The sequence below is a fragment of the Enterococcus sp. DIV1094 genome (genome assembly GCF_017316305.2).
Classification (GTDB): Bacteria; Bacillota; Bacilli; order Lactobacillales; family Enterococcaceae; genus Enterococcus_B; species Enterococcus_B mangumiae.
The window spans coordinates 2,862,833-2,887,226 of the sequence record NZ_CP147250.1; the positions used below are offsets into that span (position 1 = coordinate 2,862,833).

The window sequence follows — 24,394 nt, forward strand, 5'->3', positions numbered from 1 at the left end:
TCCCTTACATGTCAAATGTATCGATGATCCCAACAATCGCACAATCGACCGCTTCTGATGGTTCCGAGAATAAATGTCTCGCTGAACTGCCGCTATTCAACAGAACATAATCACCAATGCCAGCACCTACAGTATCAGCTGCTACTTGTTGAAAACGTACTGCCTCTTTTTGCGCATTGATCGGTTGAACGATCATTAGTTTTTTGCCTACAAGAGAGGAATCTTTTTGAGTAGACACAACGCTACCGATTATTTTTCCCATTAACATTGAGATCCGCTCCTTTTACAAACAGTTATCTGTTTTTCCTGAATGATTTCTTGTGCCAATAATGTAAAGTTTTGTTTCATTGAAAGAATCAACACTGCATGATTCGGCAGAACAGCCACTTGCTTATAAGTGATATACCGATTCGAAAAGGCATAACATGGTTTTTCAGTAGCTGTATAAACTTCGACATTATAGTGGAAGATTTCTTCAGGTATCAAAGTCAGATCCGAAAAAGAGCATTGAAATCTAAGCTCGCAACCGTAGTCCAAGCTACGAAATAGCCATCGTACAAATGGATCACTCTCATTTTTTCTTGCGAAATTCGTTAAAAAGAAACAGTCGCAATTTTTGACATAGACAAATTTATTCGACAGAAAAGGTTTGATCGAATCGGTATCGACCGCATCAGCTGATACGATCACTGTACTTTTTTCTCTTTTGATGAGCCAATCAACCACTTTTTGAATAATTTCTTCCATACGAAACTCCTATTCCACGATGACTTCAGAAGCCATCGCTATGCCGATCGGTGTAACGAATTGCGGATGAATGGGTTTCAATACTTCCTTGCCAATGACACTACTCATTTCTTCTTCGAACTGTGTAAAATAAGCAGCCCCGCCGACAACAAAAATCGGCTCGATTGGATGTGCATCCAACATATTTTTTGCGATCGTCGCCATTTTTTGAATCACTGGACGACAAATCGTAAAATTCTCCGCTTCATTTTTGGGATTTCTCTTGATTTTCTCCGCTTCATCTGTGTCCACTCCGTGATACCCTGCGATCACTAGCGTCATATGCGTTCCGCCAGTGGGTTCATCATCAACGAATGCAACTTCGCCATTCTTTAAGATGCTGATGCCCGTCGTTCCGCCCCCGATATCAATGACTGCACCGTCTGAAATATCAAGTGTCAAGGCAGCCGCTGACGGCTCATCCACTAACTGATCGATTTCCATCCCCGCACTTTCAATGACGTTTGCTACTACTTTTTTGTTGTTACCGATCGTTCCTGGGGGGATAGCCCCGGAAGCTGCTTTCAGTTCAAACCCTAAAGCAGCCTCCGCTTCTTCCCGCAAAGCTTCGACGATTTTCACCGCTTTTTGATAATCAACCACCAAACCGTCTCGAATCACCTTCGCTTCTTTGAAAGCCCCGAATAACGGTTGGTTGTTGGCATCTAAAACAACTAATACGATTGAAGCTGTTCCCAGATCGACGCCTACTTTATAGCCATCAGCCGCTGTATGATCAGTTGGTACAAAAGAATGGACGATTTTTTCGAAAGATTCTAATAACTGGTTCGCTTTCTCAATTCCTTGCATCTCTTGCTCCTTCTGATCAACGAATGATCCTTGCTCTAGTTTCAGTAGTCACATTGGCTGCGTTCGCTTCATCTGTGTCGATGTGCATTTCCATAATAAATTTTTCATGTGGACGTAAGGCAACCTCATGATAGACAGTTGCTCGTTCACCAGATAAAATTTCGACTGACACCAACTCATCTTTAGCCAGATCCAAACGTTTCATATCCTTAAGATTCAAATGGATATGTCGTTGTGCAATGATGGCAGCTGGAATCGTGATCGTAGCAGCTTCAGTCATCAAAGTGATTTCAACTGCTTCGTCAAGATCACCAGAAAGCTTGATTGGTGGATTGATTCCTAACAGACGCGCATCGGTTTTTGAAACTTCCACTTGTGAACGATTGCGAAACGGACCAAGGATTCTTACTCGTTCGATCTTTCCCTTTGGACCGATCAACGTCACCGTTTGCTTTGCTGCAAACTCCCCAGGTTGTTTCAACTCACGTAATCGCTCAATGTTTTGTCCAGGAAAAAGCTGTTCAAAGTGAGCTGGTGTCAGATGGATATGACGATTTGAGATCCCGATCGGAAAGGTTTGATCAAGATCTGCGATCACTTTCCGGACGATTTCTTTCAACTCAGCTTTTGAAAAATCAAGCATTGTCTTGACCAGCTAATAGTTTATTCACATCATGATGTGGGCGTGGGATCACGTGTACAGAAACCACTTCCCCTACACGTTCAGCCGCAGCAGAACCAGCATCTGTCGCTGCTTTGACTGCGCCAACATCTCCGCGCACCATGATCGTTACTAAACCAGAACCGATTTTTTCAGTTCCGATCAATTGTACGTTTGCTGCTTTGACCATTGCGTCAGCTGCTTCAACAGCTCCTACTAAACCTTTTGTTTCGATCATTCCTAATGCATCATTCATTTATGTGTTCCTCCTAGTTTTTTTTATTTTTCTTTGCCCCAGTTTTGTTTCCTTTTTTTGGTGGATCTTTTGGGGTTTTAGCTTTGTCAGACACTGTATCGACAGGACTTGTAGGAAGTGTCGTTTTATCTTCTTTGATAACTGGCACTTCTTCACTCTTCGGCTCTACAGCTTTTTCAGCTGAGGATTCTTGCTTCGTTGCTGTTTCCTCAACCTTAGCGACAGGCGCTTCTTCTTGCTTTGGTTCAGCTTTCTCTTCTTTTGAAGAGAAGACATGAAGAATATTGTCTCCTGGTCTTGGAATAACCAGAGAAGAGACGTAGGCATCCATCGAGATCGCGGCGGATTTTGCGGCATCGATTGCTGCTTTTACAGCACCAACATCGCCTTGGACCATAACGGTCATCCAGCCAAATCCTTTAGTCTTTTCTATACTCAAAAGTTCAATATTTGCGGATTTCACCATGATATCAGAAAGGTTGATAGCACTGGCTAATCCTGTTGATTCGATCAATCCAATTGCTTGGTTCATTGATTCACCTCCAATAATTCCAGTGATTTTAACGGAATGCTTTTGACGATCCGTGCAGCATTGCTTCCTAAGTTTCTCAAAATCGTGGAAGGGACGATTGAAACATGTTGCAATACTTGATAAGGTGCTTCTCTTTTCAAGCTTTTATGGTGTAAGCAAAGTGTATCCTTGCTTCCGCCGATCCCTACTTGTAATGGAGAAGCTAAAGCCGCTTCGTATGCCGCTTGGGCTGCATTATTGAACGCTTTTGCTTCTAACTTATACGGAATGCTCTCTTCTTCTATCCCATAGAGTAATGAGGTCAAGATTGCTTCGTCGATTCCATCTACGTAGATGATGATCGAAGGTCTATCCATGTTCATTCCCCCTCAGATGTGAAAGGATCAAGCCAGTAGCGACGGCATTTCTAGGACCTTCACATGCACGCACATTCCCTTGCCCAGCAACTAACCCATAGTGAGATAACGCATCTGTCACGATTTGAGGAATCTCAAAATCAAGCGCCGAACCTCCGACGATCACAACAAATGGAATGTCACGGATATTGCCAGTCGGGCTGACACGTTTCAATGCTCGGATCGTGTTTGTGACAAACACTCTCTTTTTCGCTGTCTGTCTAACTAATTTGATTTTTTCGATTGAAATATCTAGCGGAATCGGAATGAGGCCTTCTGGTTTGACAACGACAACTTTTGCAAATAAGTGAGGATCTAAAGGTTCCTCAAAGAATTGCACACTGCCATCTTCATGACGGATATAGAAAATATTCTCTACTTTTGCCAAAGGATATTTTTTGACATCTTCGGCTAAATAAATATCATCAATCCCTAACTCCGACTTGATCAATAATGTCACCATATCTCCCGCACCAGCTAAATGAGTAGCAGAAACGGTTTGATCCCCAATGATCGACGCATCGGTAGAACCAGCACCTAAATCTAAAATCGCTAAAGGTGTGCTTGTACCCGGCGTCGTCAAAGCCCCTAGAATCGCCGCCTCTGCTTCCGCACCGCCAATCTCAACCGGTGTTTTCAAATCTTCTTCAATCGACTGTGCGATTTTCGACATTTGCAAATGATCCGATTTGACCATTGAAGCGATACCAACTGCCTGTTCCATTGAGAATTCACCGGCAACACCGCCTTTGACTTCGATTGGAACAAAAGTATCGACCGCAAGTAAGTCTTGGATGAAAATCTCTGCGAGCGGACGTTCCGTTAGATTCGCCATCGTTAACCGAACTTTCTCCAACATTCCACCGACGTTTGTACCTGATTCACCAGTCACATTGTCGATCTCGGCAAAAGAACTCACCGCCGTCATGATATCTTCTGCACCAGCAGAGATTTCCACGATCTTGCGACGATTCCCTCCCGTGACCTCGATGCTGCCTGCTGGAATCACACGTGCTTGCACATCGCCTTGTGGTGTCTTGATCACGACGGCAGAACGGTTGCCAATCAACGCACGAGCCATAGGAACGATACTTTTCGTTGCTTCTGAATCAAGTTCAAATACAGTCGCAATACCATATGGATTCGATAACTGAGCAACCCCTTGACCAGCTGGCGCTACTTCAACCGCAGCTAACATACCCAATGGGATTTTTTCAATGTACGCCACTTCGTCAATGATCGGGATTTTATGGGTCAAGCGATTATTGACTAACACCCCATCATCGCTTTGAAGGATCGCACCTGTGACCCGAATATTATTTTCAACGATCTGGTTGATCCATTTCGCCGCTTGGTCAAATTCGATTTCTTTTTCAACGACGACGACATAGTCGTCATCGCTGAATGTTTTTTTGACTAATTCTGATAATTTGATCGTTTTCCCTACGCCTAAACCATGCCCACCAGGCGTTTTAGGATTATGACCGATCATCGTTGATTCGGTGATGATCGTTTCAGTGATCATTTCCATCGCCACGTCACCGATGACAGGCGTTGCTTCGTTGATACGGATCAAATCGATATCGGAGATGGTCAGATCATTTTTTGCGCAAGCTTCATTGATTGCTTTATAGATCCCAAAGAGATTCTTCTTCGTTCCTTTGATCCCCGTTGTTTCAGTAATAGCCGATTGTAGAAATTGAATTTGATCATTCTTATCGATCTCTGCAAGTGCGATCTCCGTTGAGGAATTTCCAATATCAATACCTATAATACGTTTCATGCATATTCCTCCCGATAACTGAAGATCTCTTAATTATCCCCTTTAAGCTTCTTACGTGTTTCGTAATGCTCACTTGCTTCACGGAAATAAGCAGCAGAGATTTTCGCATTGTATTTTGTTTCCAATTCATCCGCAATGTCCAGCAATTCTTGTTTGCTTGAGCGATACGGGCGTAACGCATTGTACATTGCTAAAACACGCTCATCAGGAACCGCTGTCAATTCTGCGGCACGATCAAAGTTAGAAGAAATAGTTTTACGTCCGGCACTGTGCGCAATCTCACCTTGTGCTTTTAAGATCGATGGTGTGATCTTCAAGTCTTCGGGTGTCAACGAGCCATTCAATACATTGGCCAGTGTGATATCTTCTAATGTTTTGCCTGTTTTTGTTTTTACCCATTCTGGATGTTTGACAGCAATTGGATAGTCAGCAGTCGTCGCTTGGGTGCCACTTGCAACTTCGGTTGTTCCAGTCGGTTTATTGTTCATATCTTGTAAGATATTTCTTACCAAGCTTTCTAATGTCTGTTCGTTCATCTGTTTCACCTCGTTATAATGTTACAGCAATTTCTTCTGCTGGTTTCCCAATGACAACATGCTTTGTTTCTTTGATGTGAAGTAAAGCAGATTGTGCTTGGTATTTTGGACGTGCCATTTGGTCGTTCATCATCGGAACTGGATTTGGTGATTCCCCTTTTGCATATTTCGCTGCATTTTTACCGATCGCACGATACGTTTCAAGTGTGATCAGTGGTGCTTGTGGGAATAATTCAAGATTTGACAATGGTTGTAAATCTTTTTGGTGAATGATCGCTGTTCCTTTTGATTGGATCGACACGCAAATACCTGAACCAGAAAGCTTGTCTCCCTCAACCGCAACAAATGCCACGTCTGAAGAACGGAACACTTTGACTACACGAGCTTTTAAGCCTTCCTCTTCGATCCCTGCAATGATTTGCTTCAAGATATCTTTATGACTCAAGCCAATGATACTCGTTGTTTGAGATGCCGCAAATGCAGGTCCAACTGCGATAACCACTTCATCTGGTGCATTGCCGGGTTGAGCAACACCGATGGAACGGAACCAAGATTCAGAGTTGTTATCTGCCGCTGCAACAGTAGACGGTGTACTTTTGAATGCTACTGTTTGGTCAGTTTTATTTGTATCCATTTCAGTCAAGACTTCTTGAATGATCGATCTTAATAAATTTTCGTTGATTTCTGCCATTTCATACTCCTCCTATATATCCTGCGGGTTGATTGCGTTAGGAATTGCTTTCACTTTTTCCCACTCTGAGCCATCTAGACGATGCCCGGTTCCTGGTCCTGCATAGTCATTTTTATCATTGACAGCAGAGATGACATTCCAATCTTTATCAAAGATAGAAGAAGTTTGTAAGAAGTCTCCGGCAACACGCTGTTTCAATAGATTCAACACGCTGACAGCGACATCTTCAAAACCTGTTTTAGATAAAGCTTTCACTAGATCTAACCCAGTAGCCCCACTCGCTAACAACTCTTCTGCTCCTTTGATATCTTGAACCATGTCACGAGCAGGCATGTCATCAGAACCACGAGCGTAAGTTGCTGCTTCTACTTCTTCGTCTGTGATCGTTGGTAACCCTAATTCTGCAAATAACGCTTGCATCGCTTTTGCTGCTTTATTACGAACTTTGATCACTTCTGCTTCTTCTACTGGACGTAATCCACCATCAACACGTAGGTCACGCTGTAAGATGTTGTAGTCATCAAAATCATCCGCATCAAAGTTTGAACCCGCAAACATATTGTCATAGTTTGGAGTCGCAGAATATCCTGAAGAAATATAATCAGTTCCTGGTAAGAATTGCATCAATAAACGAGCTGTTCTACGGATATCTGAGTGAGAGAATGTCTGGTCATTTCCAGAAGCCACTTCAAGGTCAAGCAACATCGCAATCAAGTTTTCCGCTAAGACCGCACGGATTCCTGAAGGCACCGCACCTGGGATACCGATACAACTGATCGAACCATTTTGCAGTCCTTGCACACCCGCTGCTTTTGTTAGATAGATACATCTAGTTTCTAAATACAACATCGATTTGCCTTCTGCATAACCCATTTGTACTTCTGAACCTGTCCCAGAAGTGAAACGCATTTTCAAGCCACGAGACGCATAACATGAAGCAAGGAACCCTTTTGACCAAGGTGTATCATCGCCATCAGTAAATACTTTCTCTGTACCATAAACCGAAATCGTTTCAGCATACGCAGTGAACCCTCTCATACCAAGGTCAAGCTCAGTTGCTTCTTCCAATGAACACTGTGTCAATACGCCTGGACGTCCCACTTGTGAACCGATCATGATCGAGATTGCATTAAACGGTGCATAACGTGCAACCGCGACTGTTGTTTCCTGCTCATCAAATCCACGTAAAGCGCCTTCAGCGGCATCCGCAGCAATCTGAACAGGGTTATCACGTAAGTTCGTTACGTGAGATTGTGTTGTTGGACGACGACGTGCACGCATTTTTTGAACGGCCATCATCATTTCAACCACATTCATGTAGCCGACAACTTCATTGATTTTTGCTGGTGTTGCTGAAGTCGTCAATTGGATGATTTCTTCACGGCAAATGTTTGGATCAACGATTTTATTCGCTAATTCTTTGGATGACATCTGCATTACTTCTTCTGCACGTGTGATGTCAATGCCATACTGCGCGATATACGCATCGATCAAATCAAAATCTTCTTTTGCTTTTCCATCTAATTCAACGACCTCACCGGCAACGATCTTGATGCTTGGCTTTGGATCATTGGGACTTTGCATGGCGATCAGACCTTCGTCTATCCACTCATCAACAAATCCATCTTGGTTTACAGGTCTTTTTGATAATTCTTCAAATCGTTTCGATTTCATCTATTAACTCACTCTCCAATTTAAATATATGATGGCTGATCATTCGTTGGTTCGCTGCCCAATGTACCTAATAATTTGATACCGATTTCACGCGCAGAGATCACCGCTTGACGTACAGCTCCTGAATCGCCACTAAATGTCATCGTTACCTCATTTGAAAAGTTTTGGCCATTTTGTGGTGTTGCATAACTAACAACTTCGATATTCGCTGCCTTCATTGCTGTATCTGCCATTACTACACCGATCGCCGCTGGTGCGCCAACGATCAAACCAAATGATTTACCCACTGGAGTACCAAATACTTTGTTACACGCATAACTCGCTCGAGCAGTATATTGACATTCGATATGGCCCGCTTCATTTGCGTAAACATCACCAAACGTACGAGTATCTACTTCTTTTAATGTCACTTCAACCGCACGCTTCACATCTGAAACATCATCGCCACCGAAAATGATGATCGATCCATGACCAGCGCCACCTTTTGTATCTCTAGGCATTTCGATTGAGATCACTTCTGTATTTGTTGCTTTAACTGCTTCGTCAGCCGCCAAGATATGTGGCCCAGCACCTGTACGAGCACCCACAATACCGATTGAACGATATTTTTTCTCTAATTTCATCGTATCCAATAAAGATGAATCAACATTTGCAATCACCAAACCAATCGTATCGCCAAATTCTGATGCACCGACAAATTCTGTTAAGCCACAATGTTTTTCAATCATTTTGTTTGTTCCCCCCGAAGTATTTTCCTTTGTTTCATTTGATTCGATTTTATTCAAAACCTTTTTTAAGATTTCTTCTACTGCTGCATTATTATCAACCATTCAGATCACCTCAGTCAGTTAAATTTGGGAGTACTCTCTCAACTTCAGAATGAGGACGAGGAATCACGTAGTTTGAAACGACTTCCCCAACAGACCCTGCTGCTGCAACGCCAGCGTCAACTGCGGCTTTGACCGCACCTACATCTCCTCTGACCATTACAGTGACTAAACCTGAACCGATTTTTTCAGTGCCGATCAACGTTACATTCGCTGCCTTCACCATTGCATCTGCTGCTTCGATTGAACCGATCAATCCTCGAGTTTCAATCATGCCTAAAGCTTCTTGACCCATTGTCATACCTCCTAATTTTAGTAGCGCTTACAATATCATCATATAAAAAAAAGATGGAAAATAATTGTTCCATCTTTTTTTTATGAATTTAGAAAATAATAATAATTTGCTGTGAATAAAAAAAGAAAACACGACAAATAAGCTTAAATTTTAATAATTTAAGCGAAACAATCTATTAAAATCTTGTCATTTGATAGTCAAAATCGTACTATTTGTGATGTTTTGTACAATAACTAGTGTTTTTCTGTTAGAATTAGTGCGATGAAAGGGGGCTGTTGCATGATTCAAGGTCATCCAAAAGGAATTTATTTAGATAGACTTACCAAGATAATGGAAGAATTTGCATTAGCAGTCGATTATGGCGCTGTATTAGTTGATATCCACGGTAAAGAAACGTCAAATTTGTTTAATTTTTCTCCTTTTTGCCAAACCATACGCGCAAATCCACAATTGAAACATCTGTGCCAAAAATGTGATGCTTATGGCGGTTTAGAAGCATCAAAAACCGGAAAACCACATATCTATCAATGCCATGCTGGCTTGACTGATATCTCCTTACCTCTGATATACGATCGACAACTACATGGCTTTGCACTTTTTGGTCAAGTACAAGTAGCTGATATCAAGGAAAATCAAATCGATCGCATCCACCCATCGATCACGAATTGGAAGGACTATGCTGAACTGAGGCATGCACGTAATAAAGTACGTGTCGTGAATAAGAAACAAATCACGGCTGCCGCTTCACTTTTTGAAACGATCGCTGAACATTACGGAAAAGAAGAAGACCATCCTAGAGATCGGATCAAATTCAATCTCAGTACACCGAAAGAAAAAACAGGTAAAACTAAGAATAAAGAAGCTAACTCCGATCATGGAGAAATCAATAAAGCAATCAAATATATCAACAAGAATCTCTCGCGCAACATCACACTAGATGAAGTAGCAAACCATGTTTATTTGAGTCACTATTATTTTAGCCGACTTTTCAAAAAAGAATTAGGGATCAGTTTCGTTAACTACCTTAATAAACAACGGATCGAACAAGCAAAAGAATTACTGCTTCAAACGAATTTGAGCGTGCAAAAAATCGCCTACCGTATTGGCTACACTCAGCCAAGTTATTTCTGTAAACTATTCAAAAAAGAGACCGGAACAACTCCCGCTTCATTTAGAAGAAAGAGCTGATCCACTGAAAGACAGTTGGCCGACTGTCTTTTTTTCAATAAAAAAAATGAAGTGTTTTCGAAAAAACACTTCACCAAACAAGCCGTCTATTGATCGGTTTGAATCGCAAAATGATTTTCCCAATAAAATCACTTTCACATCATGTAAGGTATCCTGACTTTGCTTCATCCTACTACCTCGCCTTCCCGTAAGTGGCTAAATGAGGGGTCGTCTGCATATACAGTAAAAAGGGTCTGTCAAGGATTCTCACCTTGTTCCCTTAACATCATGTGTTTATATTTTTATTATTTCCAATTATACATTACTTCACAATCATGGTCAATAGATAACAGAAGCACTTTATTTTAAACCGTATTTCTGCCACCTATCCTTTCGTAGACAAGTGTTTCTCTAATTCGTCTAAACCAAAACCTGTTATGGTAGAAACTTCAAAAATCTTAGATGCACCAGCTAATTGCAACAATTCACAGGCTTTTGCTCGTGTCTGTTCATCTGCTAAGTCAACTTTTGAGATCACACCGATTACTTCTTTGTTGAATCTTGATGAAAAATAAGGAGGAAAATAATTTTGAGCGCTTGTAATATCTTGAACGAATGCAACCACCTCTGCCTCGATCGAAGCGCTGACTAACGCATTATAGTAAAACTGATTCTCCATGAACTCGCCAGGTGTATCGATTGAATCATCCAGATAATACACTTGTTGAGTCTTATGATAAGAAATGTCTTTCTTTTGTAGCCACTGTGACAAGGTGGTTTTACCACTACCTGTTTGTCCAATAAAAATCACCCGACGCATTTTTTCACCTGCCGTTTCTCGCGAATCAACAATCAGTGATTGCGGATATCCTATGTTTTTGTGATCTCAGGGATATCAAACCCTAGAACCGTATTCATTGTTTGGATGACTTGTTGCAGTGCATATTCAACAGAAGAAACCTCACCAGTAAAAACAACTGATCCACTAAATCGATCCATGAAACCGATCGACACATCTCCTGATTTTTTAGCGATATCTGCACCGATGATCGACGCTTCACTTGGAGTGATCGTTAAAATACCGATTGCATTACTCGCCTCGCTCAATCCAAGCTTTACAAATACTTCACGATCAGCATTCGGGATGATGTGTGCGAGTGTGACCTGTTTTCCTGGAACGTATTCTTGGATCGTTCGTTCGATTTGTCTTTCGTTTGCCACCATTTGCCTCCCCCTACTATCTAATAATAACTATATTCTAGCATAGAAAAATAGAAGTATTTTGTCTTTGATTTGAGGAAGTAACAAATATTTGCGACTTATGAAAGCTTTTTCATCCGATGAAGAAAACTACTATTCCCAACTTTATCCAAGCTGAGAATAGTAGTTTTTCTTTACTTAATAGATATGATCATCCGACTGCCCCTCTTGTTCGATAGTTATCGTTAGTCGATGAGGTAAACAGATAATGCTTTATTTTGGTTCTTGCCTTATCTATTATTTTTTTCTTGGATGGAGGATATCATCGGCTTTATTTGCAATCGATTCTGTTAGCAAGACCGAAAAATTTATACCAGCACGTTTTCCTAAGGTATCCGCCCATCTTGGGATCGTTAATGTTTTCTTGATCGATTCTGTGTCTTTTAAATATTTAGCAACATCTACACGTATCAACGTCGTAAAGGAATCTGTTTCTATAGAAATCTGATTGATCGGGGTTGGCTTTGGTAGTGAATCTCCATGCTCGATATAATCCGCCAAAACCATGCCTAAAACCTCTTCTGCCATTGCGATTCCATAAGAGATATCATTTTCATTGATCCCTGTGTAAGCCCCCTGGATATCAGGAAATTCAATGAAGTAACCACCATCTTCTTCTGGTTTAAAAATAGCAGGATATGTTTTCGCTAAAGGCTCGCTTAACATTTCAGTTCCCCCTTTCTGCTAGCCAAATGCGAGATTATTTCAATCCCGCATCTTTCAAAATTTTTTGCTCAAGTCCTCGACCGAGATCTTGATTGGCATGAACAGGAACAGTAATTCTAACATCATCCTTATAAAGGTGGTGGTGAGAGCCTTCCTGCCTTCGCTCAATCCAACCATTTTCCTTCAATAACCTAAGCATTTCTTTTCCTGTAAGCGGCTTTTGCACTATACTCCCTTACAAAAATATTATAGCACGTACTAACACGTGTGGGGAGAAAATGCTAAATTTTTATTAGTTTATCCTACTTGTATAACGAAACTTCAATGCTTTGATACATTAAAACTAGCCCAACTCTTTCTTTTACAGATCAAATACTTTATATCTTCCAAATTATTTTTCAGCGACATCTCACATCACTTGGAGTGAAACCGCAAAAAACTACTACCCCCAACTTTATCCAAGCTGACAATAGTAGTTTTTCTTTACTTAATAGATATGATAATCCGACTGCCCCTCTTGTTCGATAGTTATCACTAGTCGATGAGGTAAACAAATACTGGTTTGTCCTGGTTCTGAGATCCAACCGGTTCTTACCGCGATTTGATCAGGGCTATTATCTTCTTTCACTCTGATTTTACCTTCATTGATTTCAACAATGTTATATTGTGTATCAGATGGGTGATAGGTCACCTTCTTACTGCTGATATCGTCTAAATCAAAACGGTCAACTTCATTGCCATCGATTTTGACTACCGCATACTTGACACTATTTTCGCTTTCTTCTTTATCAAATGACAAAGCAAATACGATTGTCGGTACTAAAGAAGCCACGATCAACACAAAAATAATGATGATATCCCAAGGTTTTATACCTGTTTTACGAAAGTTGTTCATTTAGATTGTCCTTTGTTGGATTTTCTTTTCTCTTAATGCTCAGCGATCTTCCAAGTAGATGTTGATTTGCTGTGCGTCATCATACTCTAGTTGATCTGTTTCAAGCATTTCGATCAATTCTGCTTTCAAGTCTACAGGAATCTCCCAGAAGCCGTCAATACATTTGAACAAACCAGAGTCATATTCTTGGAAAAATGGATAGATCGATAGAAATTCATCAAAAGACAGGTCCTGTTTTTCGTAATAGTCTTTGATAAACCCTTGATCAATCGCATGTTGTGTTGGAAGTCCAGTTTCTGTGATCAATTTCTTATCGACCATTGCTCGATAGAATTCACCTTTGTCTACAGTAGGCTCGTTTTCTGTTTCCAAATAATACTTGATTCCTTGCTCGACTAATGGCGGATAAATAATTTCCATCTCTTGAGACCTCCTTGAATGACTAATCGTTTATTCGATAACTTTTCGCCCTTTATAATAGCCCTTTAACGAAACATGATGACTTCGGCGATAATCACCGGACAACTCATCAAAAGAAATCTCTGGTTTGGATAGACGTTGATGTGTTCGACGTAAACGTTTTTTTGCTTTGGATGTTTTTCTTGCTGGTACTGCCATGACTGTTTTCCTCCTATTTTACCAACTTGCTTTTTTAACTCCTGGGATCAATCCTTGATGAGCCAGTTCTCTAAACGTGATTCGAGACATCCCGAACTTCCTCATATAGCCACGAGGACGGCCATCCGTCAGGTCTCTTAATTTCAAACGATTAGGATTAGACTCTTTTGGTAACTTAGCTAACCCTTCATAATCTTTTGCTGCTTTTAACTCTTGACGTTGTTCGCTATATTTATTGATCAAAGCTACTTGCTTATTCATTTTTGCAATTTTTGATTTTTTTGCCACTAATATTCTGCTCCTTTATTTCACTTTATATTATCCAAATCGTAATAATTACGTTTTGAGTAGAACTACTTTACCACGTCTAGTTTGGTTTGTCAAAAAAGAAATACTAATCGGTCGAAATGAAGCAAGACCTTAAACTGACATCTTTTTAAATATAAAAAAAGCCCCCTGACATGTATGAACTAAATACATCTTAGTGAGCTTTCATCCTATTAGTTTGTAATTAATGTCAAATCAAATTTATCGACTGAAACATTACGAGTTGAGTTTTTCCAATGCCTTCGCTGGCACTTCATTTTCTGGTATTTCACTCCAACCTTTTCCTTGAAGACCTTTTGCATCGATTTTTAAGTATTTATCTTGTTGTAACTCGCGATCAACCATTTTTTTCACTGTTTGCTGATTACCGGCTTCATCGTATCCATCAAAAGTATAGAGATAATCATTTCCTTTTTTATCGCCAGTACTCGTTTTAACATAATACTCTTTTACTTCTTTATCAGATAAAAAATTATCCGTTAATGCTTGAAATCCTTCTGTTTTTGATTCGATAAAAAATGCCCCTATTCCTAAAACAAGTGCAACTACCAATAATCCTTTGACTAGTTTACCCATCACCATTCCCACTTTCTCATTCTTTTTTCTTTCTAAATCATACTAAATATGATGATGAGGCGAAATCTATTCTTCCTATGTTTAACTTACATTAACGTAATGAGCTTTTTTTATAAGCCACTGCTCAAGCTTTCGCTAAAAATAGATACTAAAAATAACCTGTAAAATCCAAAATAAGCAAAGTTATTCTGGGATTTTACAGGTTATGAAAAAAGCGTTTTTTATGGACCCTATTTCGTACGTTTTTAAGTTTTACTGATTCTATCTAACGACTACCGCATATTTACGTGCATTGTAAATATTCTCAAATGTCGTTCGATTCATCCAATAAGAACCACTGATAGGATCTGAAACGTGGACTTGATTACTTCCTTTGTTGTACCCATCAAGAGTTACCGCATGGTTATTATTTGCTGCAACACCAAAATTCCAATTCCCCCAACGAATCGGTTGGAAATTGATCGTGACCCAAGCAACAACAGGATTTCCATTTTTGACTTCATTTAACAACGTATTCATGGAGCTGCCCGAAATATTTTGGACATTTCCATACTTTTTGCCCCATGTCGTCAAAGGTGCAGGGTAAATTGCAGAGTACGTCCATGAATTTTCGACAAAAGGACTACCGACAAAGCCGCTGTTCGGATTGCCATTTGGTGATTTAGGAATCGTGTTCAAGAATTGAGTCAAACTCCAGTTAGTGATTTTTCCTTTGTATTGAAGAGCTTGTAATAAAGAAGCCCCTTCACAGCCACTTGGTGCACCTAAAGCATACTGGTTATAATTTTTCACACCTAATAATTTATAGTCATCTTGACTTTGCTGCCCATTTCCAACCGCATACCAACCAACGCCTTCATAGACCCAACCTTGTTTTGTAATGATTTTTTTCTCGTTTTCATCTAATGTGTAATGATGCCAGTTCACCCGTTTACTATATAAACGACTGACCGGGATAGCATTCGCGCCTTTATATGAGTACCAACCGATTCCTTCATATTTCCATCCTTGTTTCGTGATACTATCGCGTTCTTTTGCGTTCAATGTATAAAAATGTTCGCCATTATAACGATTGTACAAACGATACACTGGATCTCCATTTGTCGGAGCTTGCCACCCAACTCCTTCGTAATTCCAACCAATCCTTCTCAGATTATCCCGCTCGCCAGTATCTCTCGTATAAAAATGTTCACCACTGTGTGGATTGAACAACCGATACATTGGGATCGTTTGCACTGCCGCACGAAAAAGTCTAGGTGAACCTTCGATCAACTCCTCTTTTGGCGCTTGCGTAACATCAGCTTCATTTTTACCAGCTTTTTCCGGAGCTTCCAAAATCACCTCTACCCCATCGACGATTGCGGTTTGTGGTTGCTCTGGTTGCACTTCTGTTACTTCACTCGATTGTACTTGTTGTGTCTGTTGGGACTCTTGTGTCGGTATTACTGTTTCAGTCGTTCCTGTTTTCTGACTGACTTCATTTGCTTCTGTATTTTGGACTTGTGCGACTCCTGATGTTTGAGTTGATTCTGTGGTGGTATCCACTGTAGACGACTCTTCCGCAAACACTTGACTCATGCCAAACGAACTCGATAGAATAGCAACTATCATGCCCCCACATATACCTTTAGTGATAGATCCCCGTTTCATCTTTTTCCTCCTTATAAATGAACAAAAAATAGCAATAGATTTTAACATATGATGTTATTCGAAAATATTATAACAATAGTAATATAAACTCTTGATTAAATTATACATGAATCTATTTTTTTGTCCGAGTAAAAAGATTGGTCAGAAATAAATGAAAAGCAAGACTATTCCATTTATCACATACGAGGAAATAACAAAAAAATCTGAAATAGAAGTACTTACTTCGTATTCCAGATTTCTTTAGTTGAATTATTGATCTTAATTGATAGAAACTACCTATTATCTCGTTTTTATTTTCAATTAACTTAAAAATTTATATCTAACCTTTAAATTAATAAGTAGTTATATCTTGATTATTCTCTACCCAAGAATACGTAACAAATCATAATTAACATATACCTTATTTTTTCTTTTAGCTTTATCTACATCAATTAGTTTCAAATCAACTAAGTGATTTAAGCCATTTCTTGCAGTTGAAACGCCAATACCTAGATTACTCGCAACTTCACTAACTGTAATATATGGTTTATTAAAAGTAGCCATCCATATATGATTGATTTTTCCGCTTTGTGAGTTAATTTCTTTAATACCAATTCTTGCTAACTCTGTAATACTCTCTAGCTTATGCAACATACTATCTGACATCCTTTGGCAAGTATCCAAAAAAAAGTCAATCCAGCCGAACCAGTCTGCTTCTTTTCCGCGAACGCCATTTAGATAATTATAGTATCGTAAACGTTCTTTTTCTAGCTCCTCACTTACAAAAAATACAGGATGTTTTATCAAACCATCTTTCATTGTACTGAGTACAATCAAGATTCTTCCCATTCGCTCATTTCCATCTAAAAAAGGATGGATTGATTCAAATTGCGCATGCAAAATTGCTGTTTTAATTAGCGGATCAGAATTCTCATCTAGTAAATATTCCATATCTGAAACATCCTTATGTTCAAAAGAATGGTGTTCTTCTCCATTAATATAATACTCTAAGTTCGTCATGTATTCTCCAATTTCGTGCGCACCAATTGGAATATATACTGCGTCCTCCATTTTATTAGTAGGGCCAATAAAATTTTGAATTGTTCGAAACTCGCCTGCAGAAGAAGTAGTTCCACGAGTGTTTTTCCCCATTAGAACAGCATGTAGCTGCTTAATCAAGCGTGACGAAATTGGCATTCCATTAGTAATTAAATCGATTCCTTCAGATAAGGCTCTCATATAATTTTCTACTTCAATTGCCTCGGTACTTTTATTTTTCTTAGTTGCGTCTTCAATCATATCTGCAAAGGTCACTTGAGTCCCTTCAATTCTTGTAGATTGCACAGATTCATTAAGTGTCAGCATTTGTATTAGTTGAGAATTTACGATAGAATGCTCTAGCTCTGAGTTCAACTTGCCTACTGTAGATTTTATTTTCGCTATTTTTCTGTAAAGTTTCAATGCCTGTTCCATAGTTACTTTGGGTGGAAGTAATTCAACTCCTTTAATTGCAACCATCTTTGACCTCCATAGAATTTGATAAGCAAATTATCTCATTCTATTTGATCAATATTAACCTTTTTAATCAAATAGAATGAAATGAGGTTTATAAATATATAATAATACCTGATTTTTGAGCATAGGGCTTTTCCTCATTAAAGAAACCGTTTCTTTTAGAATTCAAATACGCAAAAAAAATCAATCTAAGCATAAAGACTCAGGTTGATTCTTTTTTAAAATCTATTAACTAACTATTTACTATTAAATATGAATCTTTAGTTCTTGTTCTTTTTCTTTTTCCAGTAACAATTGTTTAGCTTAGATTAATTGGAGTATATATGTAAGATTCTCTCTTTTCCCCACTCATATTTGTATTATCATAACTATACTAACCACATGTCGATTGTTTTCTCATCATATATTTTTTTATCCAGAGGAACATAGAAGCCATTCATTCGCAACTCTTTCAAAATACAATCCATATCTTGTTTATATCCTCTATTTGCCTATTTTTAGCGAGGTAATAAGTCTGACTTTTTTAATATAACCTATATAGTCTTTTAAAATAAATCAAGTTTCATCATCACTCTATTCTAAAATGCATAATCACGACTCACTTAACCTTTTAGAATAAGATTGTTAAAATCAAGAGGTTCGAAACTGAACAAATATATCAAAATCATCTTTTGGCATTTCACCAGTAAACTCTGAGATTTGCTTGTAAATTTTATCTTTTCGTTCTTGATCTATTTCTAAACTATTTATTTCGTCTTTATTAATGATATAAAGGTCACCAGATCTAATTAATTTTCTAGTCATTGTAATTAAAGATTCTTCAAATTCCTGTGTCCAGTCCGGTTCTACTATTTCTGCAATGGTATCAATTATTAAAGATAAAGATACTTTCATGTGGTAGCAACTCCAATCTTTAGATAGTTTAGGATATTTATGATTTACCTCTATTATAGTAAAAATAAACCTTAACGACATCTTCAAAATGATGTCGTTAAGGTCTTCTAAATATATCCAACTTTATTGCGCGGAACTGTTCGATTAATTCTCTTTAATAGAACTCAGCCCTTACTATTTCTTCGGTTCATCCTCATCCATTTTCAGAACAGCCATGAAAGCTTCTTGTGGGACTTCGACGTTACCGATTTGTTTCATTCGTTTCTTACCTTCTTTTTGTTTTTCAAGAAGTTTACGTTTACGGGAAACGTCACCACCGTAACATTTTGCCAATACGTTTTTACGTAAGGCTTTGATGTCTGAACGGGCAACGATTTTTTGACCGATTGCTGCTTGGATCGGTACTTCGAATTGTTGACGAGGGATCAATTTTTTCAGTTTTTCAACGATTGCTTTTCCACGTTCATACGCAAAATCACGGTGAACGATGAAGCTTAGTGCATCGACTTTTTCAGCATTTAGCAAAATATCCATTTTGACTAGCTTGCTCTTTTGATACCCTGACATTTCGTAATCAAGTGAGGCGTAGCCTTTTGTACTTGATTTTAGTTTGTCGAAGAAATCAAAAACGATCTCTGACAATGGCAAGTTATAAACGACGTTGACACGGTAATCATCTAAATAGTCCATCGTGATAAAATCGCCACGTTTGCGTTGGGAAAGTTCCATGACTGCACCAACGTACTCATTAGGAACCATGATCTGTGCTTTGACAAAAGGTTCTTCAACATCTTGGATCGTTACTGGTTCTGGGAAATCAGCAGGGTTATCGACGACGACCATTGAACCGTCTGTTTTATTGACATGATAGATTACTGATGGTGCTGTCGTGATCAATTCAAGATTGAATTCACGTTCCAGACGTTCTTGGACAACATCCATGTGAAGCAATCCTAAGAAACCACAACGGAAACCAAAGCCAAGTGCTTGTGATGTTTCTGGTTCAAACTGCAACGCAGCATCGTTCAGTTGAAGTTTTTCCAAGGCTTCACGTAAATCATTGTAACGTGATGTGTCGATCGGGTACAACCCACAATAGACCATTGGATTCATTTTACGATAGCCAGGCAATGCTTCAGCAGCTGGGTTATCCGCCAGTGTCACTGTGTCCCCCACACTTGTATCTTGGACTGTTTTAATGCTGGCAGTGATATAACCAACATCACCGACCATCAAGAAGTCACGAGCAATCGTTTTTGGTGAGAACACGCCGACTTCAGTTACATCGAACGTTTTACCATTACTCATCAACTTGATTTTATCACCTGGTTTGACCATACCGTCAGTAATACGGACGTTCAATACGACCCCACGGTAACTGTCATAGACAGAATCAAAAATCAATGCTTTCAAAGGTGCTTCGATATCGCCAGAAGGTGCTGGTACATATTCAACGACTTGTTCCAGTATTTCTTCAATACCGATCCCAGCTTTTGCACTTGCTAACACTGCTTCACTGGCATCAATACCGATCACTTCTTCGATTTCATTACGTACACGCTCTGGATCTGCGGCTGGTAGATCGATTTTATTGATGACTGGTAAAATTTCTAGGTCATTGTCTAATGCCAAATAAACATTGGCTAATGTTTGTGCTTCAATTCCTTGTGCGGCATCCACGACTAAGACGGCGCCTTCACAGGCAGCCAAGCTTCGTGATACTTCATAGGTAAAATCGACGTGCCCTGGGGTGTCGATCAAATGGAAGATATACGTTTCGCCATTTTTTGCAGTATAGTTCAATTCTACGGCATTTAGTTTGATCGTGATCCCACGTTCGCGTTCTAAATCCATGGAGTCTAATAACTGATCTTGCATTTCACGAGACGTCACAGTGTTCGTCTTTTCCAAAATCCGATCGGCCAATGTTGATTTCCCATGGTCGATATGAGCAATGATCGAAAAATTTCGAATTTGCTCTTGGCGTTGTCTCATTTTCTTTATATCCATAGCGTCTCCTCTTTTCATATAATCAGCACTTTTCATTATACCAACGAAAAGGAGGAATTTAAAGACTTTTTCCTTCTAAGGACTTTAGAAGTTTTTTTTAGAAACTTTTGTTATACTGTGAACAAGCAAATAAATTGGAGTTGAAAAAATGGACCAAACAGATTTTAGAGAAAATTTTGAGTTGAAGCCTGTCACGGAGGAACATGTTGACCAGTTCAATGAGTTACTCTCCTATGTTTTTCAAGTCACTGACTCAGATATTGAAGAAAGTGGTTTTGAAAACAAACGGGAATTCGTGCGTTCAAAGCGACCGATCCTGGAGTTATCCAATGTATTCGGTTGGTTTCATAAAGAAAAACTGATTTCTCAAATCGCGATCTATCCTTGTGAAGTCAATATCCACGGAACACATTACCAAATGGGTGGTGTGACTGGTGTCGGCACCTATCCTGAATACGCTAATCATGGATTGATGCAAGACTTGATCATCGTGGCTTTAGACAACATGCGTAAAAATAAACAGTGGATCTCTTATCTCTATCCTTACAACATTCCCTACTACAGGCGTAAAGGTTGGGAAATTATGTCAGATAAGTTATCCTTTAAAATACGTGATACGCAGCTACCTAAACAAGTGCCTGTTTCTGGTATTGTTGAACGAGTACCTGTCGATCACGAAGATGTTTTTCGAGTGTATCAACAATTTGCCAGTAAAAATCACGGAGCATTGTTCTGTAGTGCGTTTCACTGGGAAGAATATTGGCGTTTCGAAAATGAAGAAGAACGAACTGCGGCGATCTATTATAATAGCAACAATGAACCAACTGGTGTACTGTTTTATTGGGTCGCAGAAGAAGTATTCCACGTGAAAGAGATGTTTTATCTGAATCAAGAAGCACGGAACGGATTGTGGAATTTTATCTCTGCCCACTTCTCCATGGTTTATTGGGTACATGGTGATATCTATAAAAATGAACCACTTGCTTTCTTGTTAGAAGATAGCCAGATCAAAGAACAGATCGAGCCTTATTTTATGGCAAGGATCGTTGACGTGAAAGAATTTATCCAGCGATTTCCTTTTTCTGGTACAGCAGAAGATTTCCATTTTGTCGTGGAAGATGCCGTTGCACCTTGGAATAATGGTGTGTTCGGCTTGAGTTGGCAAAATGGTGATCTATCGATCGTTGATGAACCGATCGGGCGAGAAGTTCGCTTAGATATCCAAACTTTGACGTGCCTAATGATGAATTATCGTCGTGCTTCTTATCTTGCTCGAATCGAGCGTTTAACAACTGACGAGGAGATGGTCAAGATACTTGAACAGATCATCCCGAACATGGAAGCTTACTTCAGTGACTATTTCTAATATTAAGGAGACTGAAACAAATGAATATTTATTTTGCAGCGCCACTCTTTGCAAAAGGAGATTTACTTTATAATGAATCTCTTGCAAAAAAAATCCGAGGGATATCATCTGATTTGACGATCTACCTTCCACAAGAAAACGAAGCAATCAATGACAAAACTGCTTATGCAGACAGCAAAATGATTGCCTTGGCAGATACAGAAAAAGTTCTGGAAAGCGATTTGATGATTGCCCTCTTAGACGGACTAACGATCGATGCCGGTGTTGCTTCTGAAATCGGGGTAGCTTATGCAAAGGGTATTCCAGTTATTGGCTTATATACCGACTCTCGCCAACAAGGAGCGACTCATCCGAAAAAAGTAGATGCATTGCAACACATCGGTGAAAATCAGTTCCATTATTTGAACCTTTATACGGTTGGTTTGATCAAATTGAACGGTACGATTGTTTCTTCTGAAGAAGCGTTGATCGAAGCGTTGGAATCTTATCTAGCAGGAGGAAACATCCATGAGTAAGACAGTGAAGAAAGTGCAACTCGCCTTAACGATTTTTGGATTCTTCGTTGTTGGTTACAATATTTTCGAATTTGTGACGAACAAATATTCAACGACTCAAGGAATTACGTTTATCGTTGAGTCATTAGCAGGAATCCTATTGATTTATTTACCACAAATCGTCCGCCGATTATTCAAGATCCATGTGCCTGATGCGATTGTTTTATTTTATTGGTTTTTCTTGTTCATCTCTGTCTTTTTAGGAACAGGATTACATTTGATCAGCATCATTTCATTTTGGGATAAAATCCTACACGCAGTTAGCCCAATGGTTCTGACTGCATTAGGTTATGGTTTGATTGGTTTCTTGTTGAAAGATGCGGCAATCGAAAAGACTAGTCCGTGGTTGTTTCTTTTATTCGGGTTTGCTTTTGCTGGACTATGCGGTGTTTTCTGGGAGTTTTGGGAGTTCTTATGCGATCAATTCTTAGGCATGAACCTGCAACGGTTTGCTGCTTCTGACGGTACCCTTTTTGTCGGACGTGAAGCCTTGATGGATACGATGGGTGACTTATTGACGAACACGATTGGGGCGTTCATCATGGGCATCTATGCGTGGGTCCAAGTGAAAAAAGACCCGATGCATTTTGAGAGTTACCGATTGCAAAAATTGGATCACTGATCGACAACACTATTCGAGACAAATAAATAATTAAAGTGACAAGGGATCAAACAACATCCCTTGTCACTTTTTTTGGTTCTTTACTTTAAAAGGCTCATTCCAATGACACCGACTACGTATACCAGTGTCCCAAAATAAACCGATCGTTTTTCTCCTGCGGTTTTCTTTTCTCTTAAAAGAATGATACTTCCATAGGTTGCCACAAGTAGGCTCATTTGCGAGAACGAATAAGTGACACCGACACCTAAAGAAGAAGATATTGCAAATAATGTCGTGTTAGCAATTACCCAAGAACTTCCGGTAACGATATTTCGAGTAATGGCTTTGAGTTTCAATTGAGTGATCTTTTTCATTGAGATGATGATTCCCCCAACGAACATGCCAATGGATTGTGGCAAGAAAACTTGTGCTCCATGGATACCAAAATAACTTGTGATCGTTACATAGAGCATCAAAAAAGCAGAAGAAATACATAAAAAGAGAATGACTTGTTTTGCCACTGCGCCCTTCCCTTTGCTTGTTTTTGTCACCAACAATACCCCAACTAAAATGACAGCTAGTGCTAAAATCGACAGGAGTGCGACAAAGACACTCGTCCACTCTAATAGAAAAATACCAGAAACGAGTGTGACAAACGCGAGTTGTGTCCCTACAGAGATCGGCATCGCTTTTGATACTTCTGCTTTTTCTAACGCACGGAACTGAAAGTATTGTCCGACAGCCCAAAATGCGCCGGATAAAAAACAAATGATAAATGCAGATAATTAATAAGTTACCTGTTGAGTCAAACTAAAGATCAAGCCAAACAATAATGCAGCAATCGTTGTACCAATCAACTGTTCCTCAGACTTGCCGCCCATGATTTTAGATAGTATCGGCATCATTCCCCATCCGAGTGCTGGAATCAACGCTAAAAATAAAAGGTGTATCGACATAATTTCTCCTCTTTCAACTTCACAACTAAATAAAGACACAAGTAGCCAGTTCGTCACTTCTAAAACCCGATGGACGGCCTGCATACAACCGCCGATAAACGGTGTTCCAGAAGC

The 24,394-nt window shown here is 39.5% G+C and carries 30 protein-coding genes, 1 pseudogene and 1 riboswitch; of the genes and pseudogenes, 4 read left to right on the top strand and 27 right to left on the bottom strand.

Features of this window, described 5'->3' with window-relative positions; genetic code table 11:
* Positions 1-4: 4 nt before the first annotated feature.
* The 13 genes from DOK79_RS13595 to DOK79_RS13655 are packed head-to-tail and all read right to left on the bottom strand — an operon-like array spanning position 5 to position 9,246.
* Positions 5-268 carry a EutN/CcmL family microcompartment protein gene (locus DOK79_RS13595; RefSeq protein WP_071867455.1) on the bottom strand — a complete coding sequence of 88 codons (264 nt, stop codon included), beginning with the start codon at positions 266-268 and terminating at the stop codon, positions 5-7.
* Complete coding sequence (pduM, locus tag DOK79_RS13600; RefSeq protein WP_206858938.1) at positions 262-747, bottom strand: PduM family microcompartment protein; 486 nt, start codon at positions 745-747, stop codon at positions 262-264. The genes DOK79_RS13595 and pduM overlap by 7 nt, the downstream gene beginning before the upstream one ends.
* A gap of 9 nt (positions 748-756) precedes the next feature.
* The gene (gene eutJ, locus DOK79_RS13605) at positions 757-1,596 is read right to left on the bottom strand and encodes an ethanolamine utilization protein EutJ (protein ID WP_206858937.1); all 840 of its coding nucleotides are present in this window, start codon (positions 1,594-1,596) and stop codon (positions 757-759) included.
* Between the two features lie 16 nt (positions 1,597-1,612).
* On the bottom strand, positions 1,613-2,239 hold the full coding sequence (pduL, locus tag DOK79_RS13610) for a phosphate propanoyltransferase (RefSeq protein WP_206858934.1): 627 nt from the start codon (positions 2,237-2,239) through the stop codon (positions 1,613-1,615).
* Complete coding sequence (locus DOK79_RS13615) at positions 2,232-2,513, bottom strand: BMC domain-containing protein (protein WP_206858931.1); 282 nt, start codon at positions 2,511-2,513, stop codon at positions 2,232-2,234. Before DOK79_RS13615 ends, pduL begins: the two co-directional genes overlap by 8 nt.
* A 13-nt stretch (positions 2,514-2,526) precedes the next feature.
* Positions 2,527-3,045, bottom strand: coding sequence for a BMC domain-containing protein (locus DOK79_RS13620; RefSeq protein ID WP_206858929.1), 519 nt, complete (start codon positions 3,043-3,045; stop codon positions 2,527-2,529).
* Positions 3,042-3,401, bottom strand: coding sequence for a glycerol dehydratase reactivase beta/small subunit family protein (locus DOK79_RS13625; protein ID WP_206858921.1), 360 nt, complete (start codon positions 3,399-3,401; stop codon positions 3,042-3,044). The genes DOK79_RS13620 and DOK79_RS13625 overlap by 4 nt, the downstream gene beginning before the upstream one ends.
* A complete protein-coding gene (locus tag DOK79_RS13630; RefSeq protein WP_206858920.1) occupies positions 3,394-5,223 on the bottom strand; it encodes a diol dehydratase reactivase subunit alpha in 1,830 nt (609 codons plus the stop codon). Before DOK79_RS13630 ends, DOK79_RS13625 begins: the two co-directional genes overlap by 8 nt.
* A gap of 29 nt (positions 5,224-5,252) precedes the next feature.
* Positions 5,253-5,759, bottom strand: a complete 507-nt coding sequence (locus DOK79_RS13635; RefSeq protein WP_206858918.1) for a diol dehydratase small subunit — start codon at positions 5,757-5,759, stop codon at positions 5,253-5,255.
* 13 nt (positions 5,760-5,772) lie between these two features.
* Positions 5,773-6,450: a propanediol/glycerol family dehydratase medium subunit gene (locus tag DOK79_RS13640; RefSeq protein WP_206858917.1), complete on the bottom strand. Its 678-nt coding sequence runs from the start codon at positions 6,448-6,450 to the stop codon at positions 5,773-5,775.
* A 12-nt stretch (positions 6,451-6,462) separates the two neighbouring features.
* Positions 6,463-8,124 carry a propanediol/glycerol family dehydratase large subunit gene (locus tag DOK79_RS13645; RefSeq protein WP_206858916.1) on the bottom strand — a complete coding sequence of 554 codons (1,662 nt, stop codon included), beginning with the start codon at positions 8,122-8,124 and terminating at the stop codon, positions 6,463-6,465.
* Between the two features lie 20 nt (positions 8,125-8,144).
* Positions 8,145-8,954 carry a propanediol utilization microcompartment protein PduB gene (gene pduB, locus DOK79_RS13650; protein WP_206858914.1) on the bottom strand — a complete coding sequence of 270 codons (810 nt, stop codon included), beginning with the start codon at positions 8,952-8,954 and terminating at the stop codon, positions 8,145-8,147.
* Between the two features lie 10 nt (positions 8,955-8,964).
* A complete protein-coding gene (locus DOK79_RS13655) occupies positions 8,965-9,246 on the bottom strand; it encodes a BMC domain-containing protein (RefSeq protein WP_206858911.1) in 282 nt (93 codons plus the stop codon).
* Between the two features lie 279 nt (positions 9,247-9,525).
* Here DOK79_RS13655 and DOK79_RS13660 point away from each other — a divergent pair, with 279 nt between their 5' ends.
* Positions 9,526-10,434: a PocR ligand-binding domain-containing protein gene (locus tag DOK79_RS13660; protein ID WP_206858910.1), complete on the top strand. Its 909-nt coding sequence runs from the start codon at positions 9,526-9,528 to the stop codon at positions 10,432-10,434.
* Positions 10,435-10,560: 126 nt separating this feature from the next.
* Positions 10,561-10,752, bottom strand: a riboswitch (cobalamin riboswitch).
* 46 nt (positions 10,753-10,798) lie between these two features.
* Here the strand turns inward: DOK79_RS13660 and DOK79_RS13665 are convergent.
* The 13 genes from DOK79_RS13665 to lepA all read right to left on the bottom strand — a co-directional run bounded on the left by DOK79_RS13665 (position 10,799) and on the right by lepA (position 20,803).
* Positions 10,799-11,233 carry a EutP/PduV family microcompartment system protein gene (locus DOK79_RS13665; protein ID WP_206858908.1) on the bottom strand — a complete coding sequence of 145 codons (435 nt, stop codon included), beginning with the start codon at positions 11,231-11,233 and terminating at the stop codon, positions 10,799-10,801.
* A 50-nt stretch (positions 11,234-11,283) separates the two neighbouring features.
* Entirely contained in the window at positions 11,284-11,637 is a 354-nt protein-coding gene (locus tag DOK79_RS13670; protein WP_206858906.1) for a BMC domain-containing protein, read from the bottom strand.
* Between the two features lie 273 nt (positions 11,638-11,910).
* Positions 11,911-12,339, bottom strand: a complete 429-nt coding sequence (locus DOK79_RS13675) for a type II toxin-antitoxin system HicB family antitoxin (RefSeq protein ID WP_206858904.1) — start codon at positions 12,337-12,339, stop codon at positions 11,911-11,913.
* 34 nt (positions 12,340-12,373) lie between these two features.
* Positions 12,374-12,538, bottom strand: a complete 165-nt coding sequence (locus DOK79_RS13680; RefSeq protein WP_206858984.1) for a type II toxin-antitoxin system HicA family toxin — start codon at positions 12,536-12,538, stop codon at positions 12,374-12,376.
* A gap of 288 nt (positions 12,539-12,826) precedes the next feature.
* On the bottom strand, positions 12,827-13,234 hold the full coding sequence (locus DOK79_RS13685; RefSeq protein WP_206858902.1) for a NusG domain II-containing protein: 408 nt from the start codon (positions 13,232-13,234) through the stop codon (positions 12,827-12,829).
* A gap of 39 nt (positions 13,235-13,273) precedes the next feature.
* Positions 13,274-13,654 carry a hypothetical protein gene (locus DOK79_RS13690; protein ID WP_206858901.1) on the bottom strand — a complete coding sequence of 127 codons (381 nt, stop codon included), beginning with the start codon at positions 13,652-13,654 and terminating at the stop codon, positions 13,274-13,276.
* Between the two features lie 30 nt (positions 13,655-13,684).
* Positions 13,685-13,852 carry a 50S ribosomal protein L32 gene (gene rpmF, locus DOK79_RS13695; RefSeq protein ID WP_206858898.1) on the bottom strand — a complete coding sequence of 56 codons (168 nt, stop codon included), beginning with the start codon at positions 13,850-13,852 and terminating at the stop codon, positions 13,685-13,687.
* A gap of 18 nt (positions 13,853-13,870) precedes the next feature.
* Positions 13,871-14,140: a 30S ribosomal protein S14 gene (gene rpsN, locus DOK79_RS13700; RefSeq protein ID WP_206858896.1), complete on the bottom strand. Its 270-nt coding sequence runs from the start codon at positions 14,138-14,140 to the stop codon at positions 13,871-13,873.
* Positions 14,141-14,395: 255 nt separating this feature from the next.
* Entirely contained in the window at positions 14,396-14,755 is a 360-nt protein-coding gene (locus DOK79_RS13705) for a YxeA family protein (protein WP_206858893.1), read from the bottom strand.
* A gap of 261 nt (positions 14,756-15,016) precedes the next feature.
* Positions 15,017-16,405, bottom strand: a complete 1,389-nt coding sequence (locus DOK79_RS13710) for a C39 family peptidase (RefSeq protein WP_206858891.1) — start codon at positions 16,403-16,405, stop codon at positions 15,017-15,019.
* Between the two features lie 360 nt (positions 16,406-16,765).
* Complete coding sequence (locus tag DOK79_RS13715; protein ID WP_206858889.1) at positions 16,766-17,902, bottom strand: Fic family protein; 1,137 nt, start codon at positions 17,900-17,902, stop codon at positions 16,766-16,768.
* 627 nt (positions 17,903-18,529) lie between these two features.
* Complete coding sequence (locus DOK79_RS13720; RefSeq protein WP_206858888.1) at positions 18,530-18,793, bottom strand: hypothetical protein; 264 nt, start codon at positions 18,791-18,793, stop codon at positions 18,530-18,532.
* A 174-nt stretch (positions 18,794-18,967) separates the two neighbouring features.
* Positions 18,968-20,803 (bottom strand): translation elongation factor 4, encoded by a 1,836-nt coding sequence (lepA, locus tag DOK79_RS13725; protein ID WP_206858886.1) that lies wholly within the window; start codon positions 20,801-20,803, stop codon positions 18,968-18,970.
* A 148-nt stretch (positions 20,804-20,951) separates the two neighbouring features.
* Between lepA and DOK79_RS13730 the strand changes: the two genes are divergently transcribed.
* Genes DOK79_RS13730 through DOK79_RS13740 form a run of 3 tightly spaced genes read left to right on the top strand, consistent with a single transcriptional unit; the run spans position 20,952 to position 23,345 of the window.
* On the top strand, positions 20,952-22,169 hold the full coding sequence (locus tag DOK79_RS13730) for a GNAT family N-acetyltransferase (RefSeq protein ID WP_206858884.1): 1,218 nt from the start codon (positions 20,952-20,954) through the stop codon (positions 22,167-22,169).
* Positions 22,170-22,189: 20 nt separating this feature from the next.
* Positions 22,190-22,684 (top strand): nucleoside 2-deoxyribosyltransferase, encoded by a 495-nt coding sequence (locus tag DOK79_RS13735; RefSeq protein ID WP_206858883.1) that lies wholly within the window; start codon positions 22,190-22,192, stop codon positions 22,682-22,684.
* On the top strand, positions 22,677-23,345 hold the full coding sequence (locus DOK79_RS13740) for a hypothetical protein (protein WP_206858882.1): 669 nt from the start codon (positions 22,677-22,679) through the stop codon (positions 23,343-23,345). Before DOK79_RS13735 ends, DOK79_RS13740 begins: the two co-directional genes overlap by 8 nt.
* Before the next feature lie 80 nt (positions 23,346-23,425).
* Here DOK79_RS13740 and DOK79_RS13745 read toward each other — a convergent pair.
* A pseudogene (locus tag DOK79_RS13745) lies at positions 23,426-24,364 on the bottom strand (GRP family sugar transporter).
* Positions 24,365-24,394 lie beyond the last annotated feature (30 nt).